The sequence below is a fragment of the Longimicrobium sp. genome (assembly GCF_036280135.1).
GTDB lineage: Bacteria > Gemmatimonadota > Gemmatimonadetes > Longimicrobiales > Longimicrobiaceae > Longimicrobium.
On the sequence record NZ_DASURI010000984.1, the window covers coordinates 1 to 14,717 of the forward strand.

Sequence of the window (14,717 nt, forward strand, 5' to 3'; positions counted from 1 at the left end):
GCCGCGTCCGATCGGTTGAAACCTCGTTCGGCGAGCGTCAGCGAGTTGAGACGGGGCTTATGGCTGTCCCAGCGGCGGGTTCACCCGCTCCGTCGCAATCCCCGTCCCACCCACACCGTCCCGTCCCGCCCGCCGAACCACATCCGCACTCACGCACACACGCACTCACGCACTCACGCACTGCAGTTCACCGCAGCGTCTCGCGCAGCTCCTCGATGCGCCGGCGGAACGCGGGATCCGCGGAGATCTCCTCCTCCACCTTGGCGATGGAGTGGATGACCGTGGAGTGGTCGCGGCCGCCAAACAGCTTGCCGATCTCCACCAGCGCCAGGTCGAACATCTCCTTGATCAGGTACATGGCCACCTGTCGCGGGATGGTCAGGTCCTTGGTGCGCTTCTTGGACTGCAGCGCCTCGGACGTGGTGCCCCAGGCCTGCGCCACCTTGTCGCGCACCCGCTGCGGCGTCACCCCGCCCGCGGAGACTCCCCCGCCGCCGTCCGTGCCGGGGCCCACGCCCAGGGCCTCGCGCGCCAGGGACAGGTCGATGGGGCGCCGCGTAAGGCTGCCGTACGCCAGCAGCTTGATCATGGCCCCCTCGATCTCGCGCACGGACGACGTCTTGTGCTTGGCGATGAACGTGAGCACCTCGTCGGCGTCGTGGATCACCAGGCTGTCCTCTTCCACCTTGCGCCGCAGGATGGCCACGCGCGTCTCGAAGTCGGGCGGCTTGATGTCGGCCACCATCCCCCACTCGAAGCGCGAGACCAGCCGGTCCTCCAGCCCCGTGGCGCTGGGCGGGCGGTCGCTCGTGAGCACGATCTGCTTTTGCGAGTCGTGCAGGGCGTTGAAGGTGTGGAAGAACTCCTCCTGCGTGCGCTCCTTGCCTTCAAGGAACTGGATGTCGTCCACCAGCAGCAGGTCGCAGGCGCGGTACTGCCGGCGAAACTCCGCCATGCTGCCGTCCTGGATGGCGCTCACCAGCTCGTTGGTGAACCGCTCCGACGACAGGTACATCACCCGCTTGGAGGGGTCGCGCTGCAGCATGGTGTGCCCGATGGCGTGCATCAGGTGCGTCTTGCCCAGCCCCACTCCGCCGTAGATGAACAGCGGGTTGTACATGCGCGCGGGGGCCTCGGCCACGCCGTGCGCGGCCGCGGCGGCCAGCTGGTTGTTGTTGCCGACCACGAAGCGGTCGAACGAGTACCGCGGGTTCAGGGGCGCCAGCACGGGGCGCGGATCCGCGGCGGCGCTGCCCGCGTGCACGGCCGGCGCCTCGGTGCGGGGCGCGGCGGGCAGGGTCACGGACGGCGGGGCGAGGTCGATGGCGGGCACGGACGGAGCCTTGCCGTTTCCCTGGTACTGGACGGAGAGGGTAAAGCGACGCCCGAACAGGTGCTCACCGATGTTGGTGAGCAGCCCGGCGTACTTGTCCTCCACCCAGTCCACGGCAAACGGATTGGGGGTGGCGACCACCAGCAGGTCGTTGGAGATGGCGACCGCCTGCGTGGGAGCCAGCCAGGTCCGGAATGCCTGCTCCGGTAGCGCGGTCTTGGCACTGTCCAGGATGCGCGACCAGATTTCCCCGGCGGTGAGCTCCATCAACACTTCAGACGGTAACGGACGAACGGCGGATCGGATAGGAAACGGCACCGCGGCAACGTAGAAACGCGATGTGGAAAAGTCAAGAAAGCCCCGTAAGTGCATAGTTTTAGCCGCGTTGGTGGGGGGCTTGCGCAACGGCTCGGAATCCCTTCGGGAACCCCCGGCCTGCGCATCTGGCAGAGTTCCGAAATCCTTCCGAAGATCACACAATGAACGTTCGTTGGATTGTCCACCAATCCCTTTCCGACGCCGCAGCAGACGCACGGAACTGCTACCTTCCTCCCGTCGTTTGTTTCTCCCTCGCCCCTCCTCTAAGGCCCCTTCCGTGAGCCGCCGATTCCTGCCGTCCCCCTTCGTGAGAGGTGATCGCCGATGACGGAGCCGTGGCGGGCGGAGCGGGAGGTGACGGCGGATCTGGCGCTGTCGCTGGTGCGGGAGCAGTTCCCGGAGTTGGGCGCGGGTGGCATCCGGCCGTTCGGCAGCGGATGGGACAACACGGCGTTCCTGGTGGACGGCGCCCTCGTCTTTCGCTTTCCCCGCAAACAGAGCACGGTCGCGCTGCTGGAGCGGGAGACGCGGGTGATGCCGATCCTGGCCGCCCGTCTGCCCCTCCCCGTGCCGGACCCGCGCTGGGCCGGCCGCCCCATGGAGCGCTATCCCTGGCCCTTTGCCGGGTACCGGGTGCTGGACGGCGTGCCGGTGGACGCGGCGAACCCCACGGACCTGGAGCGGAGGGCGGCCGCGGGGCCGCTGGGCGCCTTTCTGGCCGCGCTGCACGCCACGCCGGCGGACGGGCTGGGCCTGCCGGGGGACGAGATGGGCCGGACGGAGTTCGCGCGGCGGATGCCGGAGCTGGAGGCTCGCCTGGCGCACCTGCAGGCGCGCGGCCGCATCGCGGACGCGGAGCCGTGGCTCCACCTGTTCGACGCCCCCCTTCCACCCTTCTCGCCCACGCCGGCCGTCGTGCACGGCGACCTGTACGTCCGCCACCTGCTCGTTGATGAAGCAAGGCGGATTTCCGGCGTGATCGACTGGGGGGACGTGCACGTGGGCGATCCGGGCCTCGACCTGAAGGTCCTCTACGCCTTTCTCCCGGCGCGTGCCCGTGACATCTTTCTCCGCGCGTACGGCCCCGTGGATGCGCGGACGCTGCGGATGGCGCGGCTGCGGGCGGCGTTCCACTGCACGGCCCTCGCCTGGTTCGCGGAGTCGACGAACGATGCCCCGCTCCTGCGCGAGGCCCTCGCCGGGATGCGCCGCGCGCTGGAGCCGGACTGAGCCGCGGATCCGGCAGTTGCAGTTCCTCTGCTGCCCCTGCTCCCTCTGCGTGAGAATGCAGTTGGCAGCTGCCGTTCTCTGCGTTCTCCGCGGCTCTGCGTGAGAAAGCAGTTCCGAAGTTCCTGCGCCCGAGAGACCTGCCCGGTTGACGAACGGGCCGATCGGGTTTACATTCACGGTCTTTGCCGCGAGCCTTACACCCGAAGGGGTCTTGACCGATGAAGCCGAGTTACCGTCCGCGCAACCGCAAGCGGATCAACAAGCACGGGTTCCGCGCCCGGATGGCCACCAAGGGCGGCCGCGAGGTGCTGAACGCCCGGCGCCGCAAGGGCCGCCACAAGCTGGCCGTCAGCGTCCCGAGCAAGTACTGAGCGGCGGGGCCGCGCACGGACGCATGGAGGAGACCTCCGGCGGCCGCGCGCGCGGGGGGTTCGGCCTGCCGCGGCAGGCCCGGATCACCGCGTCGGACGAGATCCGGTCGCTGTTCAGACGGGGGAAGAGGAGCAAGACGCGCCACCTGGACGCGTTCGTCTCCCCTTCCCCCGCTCCGTTTGCCCGTCTGGGCGTGGTCGTGCCCAAGCACAAGCGCACCATCGTGGAGCGCAACCGCCTCAAGCGGCGGCTGCGCGAGCTGGGGCGCACGGTGCTGCTGCCCGGGCTCGGAAACCGCGGGGCCGCGACCGACGTACTGCTGCGGGCCCGTCCCGAAGCCTACACCGCCTCGTTCGCAAGCCTGCGCGACGAGGTGGCCGCGCTCACGGAGGAACTGTGCTCGCGCGCGCGATGATCGCGGCCATCCGCTTCTACCAGAAGGGGATCTCGCCGTTCACACCCCCGGCGTGCCGCTTTGCGCCCACCTGCTCGCAGTACGGCCTGGAGGCCGTGCAGCGGTACGGGGCCGCGCGCGGCGGCTGGCTGCTCGTAAAGCGCTTGGCCCGCTGCCAGCCGTTCTGCAAGGGCGGTTACGACCCCGTGCCCTGACCTGGGCACGGGGCTTCATCCATCTTCCGGCCACGGTTGGATTCGTTCCGATGGACCAGACCCGCAGGCTCGTCCTGTTTCTCGTGATCGCGGCGGTGTTCCTCTTTGGATGGAACGCGCTGGTGCAGCCGCCCGCCCAGCAGCCCCGCCCCGCCGGCGCCGACTCGGCCACGGCGGCCGTCGGCACCGCGCCCGCGCCGGGCGCCGCCGCATCCGCCACCACGCCCGTCCAGCGCCCCACGGCCGGCACGGAGCCCGAGCGCCTGGTGACGGTGCGCTCGCCCCTGTACGAGTACCGCTTCAGCACCCGCGGCGCGGCCCTCAACGCGGCCACGCTGCTGCGCTTTGAGAGCTACGTGCAAAAGGGCGGCAGCGTGCAGCTGGTGCCCCGCAGCGCCCGCGACGTGCTGGCGCACCGCGTGGCCGTGGGCCGCGACACCATCGACTTTCGCAACGTCACCTTCGCGCCCAGCACGGACCGCATCGACCTGCGCGCCGGTGACGCCCCGAAGCAGCTGCGCTTCGTGAGCACCAACGCGGGCCCCCGCGCCGAGATCACCTACACCTTTCGCCCGGACGGGTACCTGGTGGACGTGCAGGGGCGCATCACGGGCGTGCCCGCCGGCGGCCGGCTGATCACGGAGATGGGCACGGGCTTGGCCCCGCACGACGCGCCGGACCACGGCAGCGCGCGCGAGCTGGCGTTCGTGGGCTGGGACCGCGACAAGATCCGGCGCACGCCCATCGCCAAGGTCAAGATGCCGGACACCATCCCGGGGCCGCTCGTCTGGGCCGGCATCAAGGACCGCTACTTCCTCCTGGCCGTCATCAACGCCGGCCCGTCGCGCTTCAGCGAGCTGCTGCTGGAGCCGGCGACGGACGTGAAGTACGCCGTGGGCAAGGACACGTTGCGCACGTCGCGCGCGCGGGGCCGCGTGGTGCAGCCGCTGCCGGCGAACGGCACGTTTGCCCTGCAGGCGTACCTGGGCCCGCAGGAGCACGACCGCCTGGCGGCCGTGGGCCACGAGCTGGAGGAGGTGAACCCGTACGGCTACCGCTGGCTGCGCCCCGTCGTGCGCCCCATCTCGGCCGTGGTGCTGTGGGCCCTCAAGGAGATGCACTCGCTGGGGCTGTCGTACGGCCTGGTGCTCATCCTGTTCGGCTTCATCGTGCGCTTGGCCACGTGGCCGCTCAACGCGCGCGCCATGCGGTCGCAGATGAAGAACATGGCCGTGCAGCCCGTGCTGCAGGCGCGCATCAAGGAGATCCAGCAAAAGTACGCCAACGATCCCGGCCGCATGAACCAGGAGATGATGGCGACGTACTCGGAGCTGGGGGTGAATCCGTTCAGCATGGTATCGGGGTGCCTGCCCATGCTCATCCCCATGCCGGTGCTCATCACCCTGTTCTTCGTGTTCCAGGGTGCCATCGAGTTCCGCGGGACGAGCTTTGCCTGGTTGCCGGACCTGTCCCTGCGCGACCCGCTGCACATCCTTCCCGTGTTCCTCATGGCCAGCATGTTCGCGCTGCAGTGGGTGAGCACCAAGATGAGCGGGATGGAGCAGAACGAGCAGACGCGGATGATGATGTACACCATGCCGCTGGTCATGGGCTTCGTCTTCTTCGTGATGCCGTCGGGCCTCAACCTGTACTATGCGTCGACCAACGTGGCGTCGCTGCCGCAGCAGATCCTGATTGCCAGGGAGCGCCGGCGCGCCACGGACGCGCAAAAGGCGGAGGACGCGGCCAAGAAGGCCGCCGAGGCTCGCAACCGCAAGAAGCGCTGACGGATCCTGCCCGATACGCCTGATGCGAAAGCGCCCGCTCTCCTTCGTGGAGGGCGGGCGCTTTTGCGTGGGCCGGCTTTTCCTGCTTTCTCACGCAGAGGGAGCAGGGGCAGCAGAGGAACTGCAACTGATTTTCTCACGCAGAGCCGCGGAGGACGCAGAGTACTTCATCACGCGACGAAGTACTCCGCGCCTCTGCGGCTCTGCGTGAGAAATCCGTTCTCGTACTCTCCTTGCCGCGAATCAGGGCGGCGTCGCGACGACGTGCACCTCGGCGTTGCCCAGCAGCGCGGCAGCCGTCGCGAGGTCCGCCTGGCGCAGTGCGACGAGCAGGTTCAGCGCGGAGTCCGCGCGCGTGGCCGCGAGCACCAGCGCGTCCGGGAGCACGGCGCCGGTGCTCCCCGGCGTGCGCGGCGTGAACATCAGGCCCACGTGTGTACCGGGGCGCGGCTGCGCGTCCGTGGGCGCGACGGTGATCATCATCACCGCGCGCCCGTCCATGGCGCCGGCGGCCAGGCGCGGGCCCAGGTCGTCCTTGCGGACCGCCTGCCCCTTCGGAATCGTCCGCAGCACGATCCGCCCGGCCGCGGTGGGGATGGACGCGATGGCGCCGGTGGGCGCGGGGGCCGTGGTGTCTGCCAGCTGCGATGCGTCCAGCACCTGGTACGCGACGATGGCCTCGCGCGTTCGCACGTGGCGCGACCGTGAAGGATGGGCCGGTTCGCGCAGGGCCAGCCAGCTCACCAGCACGACCGCGCCAACGAGCACCGCGTCCAGCCAGTGGCGCGACACCACGCCGCCCCGCGTGGAACCCACCTCGCGCAGGCCCGCGTCCGCCAGCACGGTGCGCAGCCGCGCGCGGCCGATACCGCTCTCCGCCTCCAGGTGCGCCAGCGGCTCCTCCGGCCGCGTGCCCGCCGCTTCCCAGACGGCCACGTCGTCCGGGAGTTCGGCCTGTCGCAGCTGCTCCTGCTCCGCCGCTTCAAAGTCCAGGTTGCGGAACGGGCCGCGCCTAGAGCTCGCCACGCTTGCCCCGCCCGTACCCCGGCGTGTCGTCGTCGCCCGCGAGGCTGGTGTTCTCCAGCGGCCCACCCCGATCAGCGTCCCCCGACAGGCTGGACGACCCGTCGCGGATTCTTCCGTGAACGATCGGATCATCGTCGCCGCGCGTGACGCCGCTCTCCTGGTCCCGCGCATCCTCCGCGGACGCCAGCACGAACGCCGCCTCCCGCACGAAGTCCTGCGCCCGCCGCAGCGCCTGCACGCGGCGGATCTCCGCGGCGGTAAGCGCGCGGCCCTGGATCTCCAACCGGCCTGCCTCGCGGTGGAGCTCCTCCGCCAGCTGCTCCAGGCGCGTCACGTAATCCTGGTCCATGCTCACTTTCCTGTCGGGTTGGGCCGGGGGTAGCCCCGGGTGTCGTCGTCGCCATCCAGGCCGTAGCGGATCGCGATGGCTCTGCGCCGCCGCTCGGCCGCGGTCGCCCGGCGCTCCAGCTGCTTCTGCCTCTTGGACCTCGAGTCCTTGAGGCGCCTGGCAAACCCGCGCCGGGGCTTCGATTTCGCGGCCATGATCGCCTACTTGGTGGACCGGTAGACCACGATGCGCCGCTCGTTCGGCTCCATCGCGCCCACGGAGATGGTGATGGGATCGGTGCCCGTGACCGTCAGTGCCTCGCCCTCGCTCAGCGCCGAGCCCCACAGGTAGCGCTCGCCGGGGGGAAGTGAGTCCGTCACGCGCACGTCGCTGATCGCGGCCCTGTACGGGTTGTGGATCAGCAGGCACGTCTGCGATCCGCCCTCCACCTGCTTGGCCGATCGCGAGACGTCCAGCGGCTTCGCGGGGCTGCCGACGGCGTACGTGCCGCCCTCCGCGTAGCGCAGCAGGGGCAGCCCCGTGTGTGCCGGCGGGTCGCCAAAGACCATCTGCAGCGAGATGGCCCGCCACAGCGCCCGCTCCTCGTTCAGGTCGGCGGGCTTCTGCGTGAAGCCCATCTGCGCCAGCAGCTTGCCGCGGTACAGGTCAAACGCGCCACGCACCAGGTCGCCCCACGCCATCGCCTGCCCGATGGAGCCGGCGTAGAACACGTAGCAGGCGATCATCAGCCCCGCCACCTGCAGCCAGAAGGCCAGCGACAGCCCCCAGATCCCCCGCGACGCAAGTCCCAGCAGCAGCAGCCCGCCCGCGCTGGCGCCGCTGAGGAACGAGACGTTCATCATGAAGTCGAACGAGCTCTTGGCGTCGTCCGCGGCGGCCGCGTACTCCTTGTCGATCACGCCCACCAGCCGCGGCCACAGGTAGATGGCGGACATCCGGTATTGCCGCTGCGGGTAGTCCTCGAAGCTGCGGATGACGTTGCCCAGCCGCGTGGGCAGCACGGAGCCTTCACTGGACGGAAACGCCCGGTGGAACGCCCGCAGCCTTCCGTCGCCCAGGTCGGAAAGCGTGTCTTCCCTGTCCTGGAGCTCCCGCCTGTCCTTCTTCTCCCTCCGTTCGCGCGCCTTCTTTTGCTCCGCCGTTTCCGTCGCGGGTGGGTTGGCGGCTGACGTGACGGGTTCAGGTGTGCGGAGGACGGCGTCCACGCCCAGGGCCAGGCCGCGCGTCTTCTTCCACTGCCGCACCTGCCGCCGCTTGCGCCACTGGCCTACGAGCGAGTGCTGCCAGGGATACCCCTCGTAAAAGCGGGTGATGGGGCGGTTGAGCGTGTAGAGCAGGCCCGAGAACAGCACCGCCAGCCCCGCGAGGGCGACTGTCTGCCACTTGGGATCCAGCGCCGCCAGCGCCCCCGCCGCGCCGTTGAGGGGCGGGATGAAGGGACGAAAGAAGATCCAGTCCAGCAGCAGAAAGAAGACGACGGGAAAGAAGCAGCCAAAGATCAGGCTCTTGCTGAACTTTCCCGAGATCTCGGAGAACAGGTTGCCCAAGGCGATGCGCCGGCGTGCGGGTGTGGAGCGGGATGCGGGGGATGCCGGGCGGGCCGCAATCCGCGTACCCCGCGTGAACCGGAGCTTGCCGGATCACAAGCCGTTGCCACGCGTCCGCTTGCGTGCTGACGCCGTCCCGCGGGCGCGCCTCCGGCTGGGGAGGTTGCGCCGCAGGTGGGGCGGGCCGTTCCGGTCCTCACCTCATCCGTTTGTCAGTGGATGAGAGGGACAGCCGCGCCCGGATTCCCCATTGTTCATGCGGATATCTACCCGTGCTCACGATCGCCGGTGTGGTAGCGTTGTTACGGCCCGGGATGTAAACTGAACAAAAGAACCGTCCCGTAGAGACACTCTCAACCAGCCGGTCGGATGTACGACGAGGAAAACGTGGACGTTGCTGGCTTGGTTACCCGTTTGCTCAGCAACGGGCATGAGCTGGAGTGGGTTGAATTCAAACAGAACAACTCTGATCCTGCGGAGATCGGCCAATACATCTCTGCTCTGGCGAACTCGGCGGCGCTTCACGGCGAAAATGCTGGCTTCATGATCTGGGGGATCGATGACGCCACGGCAGCAGTGGTGGGAACAACGTTTTCGCCCAAAACTGCGAAGCGAGGTAATCAGCTCCTTGAGATCTGGCTGGCCCATGCGCTCAACCCGCGAGTTGATTTTCGCTTTCGCGAAGAGAACATCGATGGCAAGCACGTGGTGGTTCTACAGGTTCCCTCCGCCTCTACTGCCCCGGTCTCCTTTGAAGGGGAGGAGTACATCCGGATTGGGAGCAGCAAGACAAAGCTGAGAGGTCACTTTGAGAAGGAGAGGAAGCTCTGGCTGCGCTTCTCGCGCAGGTCGTTCGAGGATGACATCGCGCTGGGAGGTGTTAGCGCGGACGAAGTCGTGCGTCTGCTCGCCTGCGAAGCCTATTTCGATTTGGCCGGTTTACCCGTTCCGGGTTCTTCGGGCGCCATTTGCGACCGCATGGTCGACGAAGGTGTGATCCGCAGGAACGCCGGCGGCTATGACATCACCAACCTCGGTGCGATTGCATTCGCGCGCCAGCTAAAACCGCTCGGCTTGGAGCGCAAAGCCGTTCGTCTCATCCTGTATACGGGTGAGGCGCGATACGATTCGAGCAAGGAATTCGTCAGCGCCGAAGGATATGCGAGCGGGTTCAAGCGGCTTCTGGAGACGATGGACGCGCTCCTGCCTTCCAATGAGGTAATCGAGAAGGCGTTGCGTACGCAGGTCACGCTGTATCCGCCCCTCGCGGTTCGCGAGCTAGTCGCTAACGCGCTCATTCACCAGGATTTTCTCCTTACCGGGACTGGTCCGGTCATCGAGGTTTTCGATGGTCGAATGGAAATCAGCAATCCTGGGCGGCCCTTGATCGATCCGCAGCGGTTTTTGGACGCAACACCCAGGTCCCGCAACGAGAAACTCGCGGCGCTACTTCGTCGCTTGGGCATTTGCGAGGAACGTGGAAGCGGGATCGACAAAGTGGTTCGGCAGGCGGAAGTGTATCAGCTTCCACCACCAGACTTTCGCATGAGTGACGAGCACACGGTCACGGTGCTCTATGCTCCGCGCCCGTTTCCGCAGATGGATCGCACCGAGCGGATTCGCGCCTGCTACCAGCATGCTGGGCTGCAGTTTATCGCGCGCAAGTATCTCACGAACTCGAGCCTGCGTGATCGCTTCGGAATCGATGTCAAGAATTCGGCGATGGCGTCGCGCATCATCAACGAAACGCTAGAGGCAGGTCTCATTAAAGCTGACGATCTGGATAACCGCTCACGGAAGCACGCGCGTTACGTACCGTATTGGGCGTGAGCCTATTTGATGGTTATTTGATCGACGAGCTGCTGAATGGAGGATCGGTGTTTAAACGACGAGCAATCCTGCGAATTTCGCGATGCGGTTTATTTGATCGGAATCCGTCGCTACAGCACGTGCACAACATCGTGATTGATGCACGTCGGTTTCGGAACTGAATTCCGAGCTCACGGACTTTCGTTGGCGCGCATCGCCTGCGATCATGCAGGCATGCTTACATCGACGACGTCTGCCCTTCCCTCCGATACCATCGCCGCCATCGCCACGCCGCAGGGACGCGGCGCGGTGGCCTTGCTGCGCGTTTCCGGGCCGGATGCGCTGGGCGTGTTGCACCGCATCGCGCCGGGCATCGGCGAGGTGCGGCCGCGGGCGCAGCGGCTGACGGCGCTGCGGCACCCGGAAAGCGGCGAGCTGCTGGACCGCGGCCTGGTGACGTACTTTGCCGCGCCGGCCAGCTACACGGGCGAGGACGTGCTGGAAATCGCCACGCACGGCGGCGTGCTGACGCCGCAGCTGGTGCTGGACGCGCTGCTGGCGGCCGGCGCGCGCGCCGCGGAGCCGGGCGAGTTCACCCGCCGTGCGTACCTCAACGGCAAGCTGGACCTGCTGCAGGCCGAGGCCGTCGCGGACCTCATCGACGGGCGCTCGCGGGCGCTGCACCGCGCGGCCGTGCACCAGATGGAGCGCGGCCTGTCGCGCCGCGTATCCGAGCTGCGCGACGCGGTGATCGGCACGGAGGCGCTCATCGCGTACTCCATCGACTTTCCGGAAGAGGACGAGCCGCCCGTTCCCCCGGCGCGCATCCAGGCCTCTGCCCGCGACGTCATCGCCCGTATCGAGTCGCTGCTGGCCACCGCGCCGGAAGGCGAGCTGCTGCGCGAAGGCGCGCTCACGGTGCTCGCCGGCCGGCCCAACAGCGGCAAGTCGTCGCTGTTCAACGCGCTGCTGGGGACGGAGCGCGCCATCGTCACCAACATCCCGGGGACCACGCGCGACGCGCTGGAAGCCTCCGTGTCCGTGGAAGGCTACCCGTTTCGCCTCGTCGACACGGCCGGCCTGCGCGAGACGGGCGACGTGGTGGAGGGGATAGGCATCGAGGTGGCGCGGCGCTACCTCCAGGCCGCGGACCTGGTGCTGTTCTGCGTGGAGGCGGGACGATCGGTGGATGCGGATGAGGCCGCGTTCATGGCGGACATCCCCGCCGACTGGCTGGTCCTCGTCCGCACCAAGTCCGACGCCCACGCGGATGCCCTGGCGGATGCGGATCGCGAGATGACGGACGCGGTGACGGTCGAGGTCTCGGCCGCGACGGGGGACGGCATCGCGGAGCTGCGGCGCGCGCTCCTTCGGAAGGCGTTCGGTGGGATCCTGGGCGAGCCGGGCGAGGCGCCGCTCGTCACACGCGAGCGCCACGCCCGCGCGCTCCGCGCCGCGCGCGACGAGGTCGCCGCCTTTCTGGACGCGATGGACGCCGCCGTGCCGATGGAGTTCGCGGCGACCCACCTTCGCGACGCCGTCGCCGCCCTGGAGGGCCTGGTCGGCGCCGTGAGCGTGGACGACGTGCTGGATCGCGTCTTCGGCTCCTTCTGCGTAGGCAAGTAGAAGAAGATCTTCCTCCAGAGCGACGAACGGAGGCGCGGCGGGGAACTCCCTGCCGCGCCTCCGTCGTCATCTGCCCAATCCATCCGTTTACGAGCCACCGTCGGCGCAGCTCGCCAAAACCCGCTCGAAAATCGCTTCTGGCGCGTTTGGGCTCTCGGGACGATGCGGAGGATTCGGAAATCCGCGATCGTGCGCTGATCGCGAATCTCGAAAGCCGATTTTCTTCGGAAGTTGTTCGGAAATCAGCGAAGGATGTCGAACTCGCCCTCGCGGATGTCCTCGGCCTCGAAGGGGACGGATTCCACGTCGGTGACGCGGGCGCCGGGCGGACCCTTGGCCAGGCGCGCGCGCAGCTCGGCGAGCTGCGCGTCCGATCCGCGGGCGTGAACGGCGACGGAGCCGTCCGCGAGGTTGCGGACGGCCCCGGTCAGGCCCAGCTCCGTGGCGAGGGAGCGGGTCCACCAGCGGAACCCCACTCCCTGCACCCGGCCGGTCACGCGAAAGCCGGCCTGCGCCACGTGCTCAGTATTCCTGGTGGCTGGGCGGACGGCCCGTGCTGCCGCCGCTGTACGAGCCCGAGCGGCCCGCCGTGCTTCCGCCCGTGGTCCCGGCGCGGCTGCCGCCGCCCGAGCCGTACGAGCTCCCGCCCGTGCCGCCGGCGCGCGACGGACCGCCGGAGCGGCTGCCGCCGGTCTGCGCGCCGCCCTTGCCGCCCACCAGGTTGTCCAGCAGCGTGTTGAGGAAGCTGCCTCCCTCCGTGCTGGCCTCGCCCAGGAACCCGCGGGCGCCCTGCGCGATGCCGGCGGTGACCCCGGCCATCAGCGCGCTGCGCAGCTCGCTGCGGGCGCGAGAGGCACGGGTGGGCTCGAAGTCGTCGTCATCGTCTCGCCCCGAGAGCAGGAAGCCCAAGGCGAAGGCCACGCCCAGCACGGGGAGCGGGTTGTCGCGCAGCCGGTCCAGCAGGCCGCGGCTTTCCAGCATGCCCGTGGTGCGGTCGTTCACGCCGCTCAGGCGCTCGCGCACCCCCGACGTGGCGCCGCCCGCCTTGGCGCCCAGGTTGCGCACGCCCTCGGGAATGCGGTCGCGGACGGCGTCGGCCACGCCGCGCAGGCGGCTGTTGCCGGTGTCCTGCTCGTGCCCGGCAAACTGGAGGCCCGAGTACTGGTCGGTGCCGCCGCTGTGCAGGCCCGTGTGCACCTCGGCGCTCCCCAGCCCGCGGTCGCCCATGGCGCTGGAGCCCGAGGTGCCGGCGTTCATGCCGCCCGCGTCACGCCCGGTGCCGCTCATGCCAGGTCCCGCCGAGCCTGCTTGATCTCGCTCTGCAGCCATTGCTTGTCCTCCTTGAGAGTCTCCAGGGTGCGGGTGGGCGCCACCTCTTCGTGCTTGAGCTTCTTGAGGTTGCTCATCACCAGCAGGCCGCCCACGATCACAAAGACGGCGCCCACGATCAGCGCGCCCAGCCAGTAGTTGTCCAGCGCGTCGCCCAGCGCCACCACCAGGAAGGCCAGCAGCACCAGAGCGCCCACCAGCGCCAGGATGCCGCCCACGCCCACCATGACCGCGTCGCGGGCCACGCTCTTTACGTTGGACTTGAGCTCGGCCTTGGCCAGGGTCATCTCCTGGCGGACCAGCGTGGCGCTGTCCTGCGCCAGCTGCCGGAAAAGCTCGCCCAGGGCGGGTTCACCGCTCCCGCCTGCCATGGGCCGCCCGTCGTCCGTTCGGGACGGTGTCACGTTCAGGTCCGCCATGATGATGCCTCCCGGTTTAGCGCAGGACCTTGCCGGCCACGAACCCGGCGCCCACCGCCAGCAGCACCATGCTCAGGGGCCGGTTGGCCACCAGGCCGCCCAGCTCGCGCTGAAGCGTGGCCGTGTCGTTGTCGCGCAGCCAGCGCGCGACGCTCTCCAGCGTGTCGGCGGCCGTGTGGCCGTACGCGTTGGCCTGCCCGCCGACGCCCTTCTTGGGGATCAGCCCCGCGACGGAGTCGACCTTCTCGGCCACCTCTTCCAGCTTCTCGGCCGCCGTGTCCATCAGGCCGTCGGCGCGCTGCTTGAGCTCGTCCAGGGTGGCGGTGCCGCCGCCGCTGGTGCTCCCGGTGCTGCCCGTGGCGCCCATGCTGCTGGTGGAGCCGGTGCCCATGCCGCTGGTAGAGCCGCCCGTGGAACCGGAAAAGCCGCTGGCGGAAGAGCCCAGCCCGCTCCCGGTGCCGCCGGTGCCGCTGCCAGCGGTTCCGAAGTTCCGCTCGTCCTGCATCTACCCCTCCCTGTTGCTGGTTTCCCGAAGTTGGGAGCACCCCGGGGTGCAACACGTATGCCAGGGAGGGAAGTGCGAAAGTGCGGGAGTGCGAAAGTGCGAAAGTGGAGCCGCGACAGCGCGTTGTGAGTGCGTGACCGGGCCCGGAGCGCTGTTGCGGGCTATTCCCTATTCCCTATTACCTATTCCCTGCCCTTGCTGGTAGATTCCTCCCCACGCGCACCGCCCCACGCGAGGAAAATGTTCCACGTGGAACACTCCTCCCCACGTGATGTATGGAACGCGTCGAGCCAGCATGGCCGCGCGTAAGTGCCGTTACTTTCGCACTTTCGCACTTTCGCACTTTCGCACTTTCGGGTCGTGTACCTGGTGGTAGTTGACGCCGTGGACTAGTGTGTGGTGAACACCGTTCACACTTCGACTCGCCAGAGCGTCACATGTCGCAGCCGCTTGATGTG

At 68.5% G+C, this 14,717-nt stretch carries 15 protein-coding genes; 7 read left to right on the forward strand and 8 right to left on the reverse strand.

The genetic code is table 11. The features are described from left to right. Positions 1-187: 187 nt before the first annotated feature. Positions 188-1,600, reverse strand: coding sequence for a chromosomal replication initiator protein DnaA (gene dnaA / locus VFZ20_RS31645; RefSeq protein ID WP_329687975.1), 1,413 nt, complete (start codon positions 1,598-1,600; stop codon positions 188-190). A gap of 375 nt (positions 1,601-1,975) precedes the next feature. Between dnaA and VFZ20_RS31650 the strand changes: the two genes are divergently transcribed. From VFZ20_RS31650 to yidC, 5 genes are all read left to right on the forward strand, one after another. After that, on the forward strand, positions 1,976-2,881 hold the full coding sequence (locus VFZ20_RS31650; protein WP_329687976.1) for a phosphotransferase: 906 nt from the start codon (positions 1,976-1,978) through the stop codon (positions 2,879-2,881). A 218-nt stretch (positions 2,882-3,099) separates the two neighbouring features. Continuing rightward, on the forward strand, positions 3,100-3,252 hold the full coding sequence (gene rpmH, locus VFZ20_RS31655; protein ID WP_329687977.1) for a 50S ribosomal protein L34: 153 nt from the start codon (positions 3,100-3,102) through the stop codon (positions 3,250-3,252). A gap of 23 nt (positions 3,253-3,275) precedes the next feature. Further along, positions 3,276-3,668 carry a ribonuclease P protein component gene (rnpA, locus tag VFZ20_RS31660; RefSeq protein WP_329687978.1) on the forward strand — a complete coding sequence of 131 codons (393 nt, stop codon included), beginning with the start codon at positions 3,276-3,278 and terminating at the stop codon, positions 3,666-3,668. Further along, positions 3,665-3,862, forward strand: a complete 198-nt coding sequence (gene yidD, locus VFZ20_RS31665; protein WP_414682965.1) for a membrane protein insertion efficiency factor YidD — start codon at positions 3,665-3,667, stop codon at positions 3,860-3,862. Before rnpA ends, yidD begins: the two co-directional genes overlap by 4 nt. A 50-nt stretch (positions 3,863-3,912) precedes the next feature. Continuing rightward, positions 3,913-5,649 carry a membrane protein insertase YidC gene (gene yidC / locus VFZ20_RS31670; protein ID WP_329687980.1) on the forward strand — a complete coding sequence of 579 codons (1,737 nt, stop codon included), beginning with the start codon at positions 3,913-3,915 and terminating at the stop codon, positions 5,647-5,649. A 243-nt stretch (positions 5,650-5,892) separates the two neighbouring features. Here the strand turns inward: yidC and VFZ20_RS31675 are convergent, their stop codons facing one another. The 3 genes from VFZ20_RS31675 to VFZ20_RS31685 form a co-directional block, all read right to left on the reverse strand. Beyond that, complete coding sequence (locus VFZ20_RS31675; protein ID WP_329687981.1) at positions 5,893-6,675, reverse strand: hypothetical protein; 783 nt, start codon at positions 6,673-6,675, stop codon at positions 5,893-5,895. Then, entirely contained in the window at positions 6,662-7,024 is a 363-nt protein-coding gene (locus VFZ20_RS31680; RefSeq protein ID WP_329687982.1) for a hypothetical protein, read from the reverse strand. Before VFZ20_RS31680 ends, VFZ20_RS31675 begins: the two co-directional genes overlap by 14 nt. 200 nt (positions 7,025-7,224) lie before the next feature. Beyond that, a complete protein-coding gene (locus tag VFZ20_RS31685) occupies positions 7,225-8,571 on the reverse strand; it encodes a hypothetical protein (RefSeq protein WP_329687983.1) in 1,347 nt (448 codons plus the stop codon). A 369-nt stretch (positions 8,572-8,940) separates the two neighbouring features. On the opposite strand from VFZ20_RS31685, the gene VFZ20_RS31690 reads away from it, so the two are divergent. Further along, positions 8,941-10,401 carry an ATP-binding protein gene (locus VFZ20_RS31690; RefSeq protein ID WP_329687984.1) on the forward strand — a complete coding sequence of 487 codons (1,461 nt, stop codon included), beginning with the start codon at positions 8,941-8,943 and terminating at the stop codon, positions 10,399-10,401. Between the two features lie 213 nt (positions 10,402-10,614). After that, positions 10,615-12,006, forward strand: coding sequence for a tRNA uridine-5-carboxymethylaminomethyl(34) synthesis GTPase MnmE (gene mnmE / locus VFZ20_RS31695; protein ID WP_329687985.1), 1,392 nt, complete (start codon positions 10,615-10,617; stop codon positions 12,004-12,006). A gap of 242 nt (positions 12,007-12,248) precedes the next feature. On the opposite strand, the gene VFZ20_RS31700 is transcribed toward mnmE, so the two are convergent. The 4 genes from VFZ20_RS31700 to VFZ20_RS31715 are packed head-to-tail and all read right to left on the reverse strand — an operon-like array spanning position 12,249 to position 14,259. Next, positions 12,249-12,524 (reverse strand): acylphosphatase, encoded by a 276-nt coding sequence (locus tag VFZ20_RS31700; RefSeq protein ID WP_329687986.1) that lies wholly within the window; start codon positions 12,522-12,524, stop codon positions 12,249-12,251. Between the two features lie 4 nt (positions 12,525-12,528). Then, positions 12,529-13,293: a hypothetical protein gene (locus tag VFZ20_RS31705; RefSeq protein WP_329687987.1), complete on the reverse strand. Its 765-nt coding sequence runs from the start codon at positions 13,291-13,293 to the stop codon at positions 12,529-12,531. Beyond that, positions 13,290-13,754 carry a phage holin family protein gene (locus VFZ20_RS31710; RefSeq protein ID WP_329687988.1) on the reverse strand — a complete coding sequence of 155 codons (465 nt, stop codon included), beginning with the start codon at positions 13,752-13,754 and terminating at the stop codon, positions 13,290-13,292. Before VFZ20_RS31710 ends, VFZ20_RS31705 begins: the two co-directional genes overlap by 4 nt. 16 nt (positions 13,755-13,770) lie before the next feature. Next, positions 13,771-14,259 (reverse strand): hypothetical protein, encoded by a 489-nt coding sequence (locus tag VFZ20_RS31715; protein ID WP_329687989.1) that lies wholly within the window; start codon positions 14,257-14,259, stop codon positions 13,771-13,773. Between the last annotated feature and the right edge of the window lie 458 nt (positions 14,260-14,717).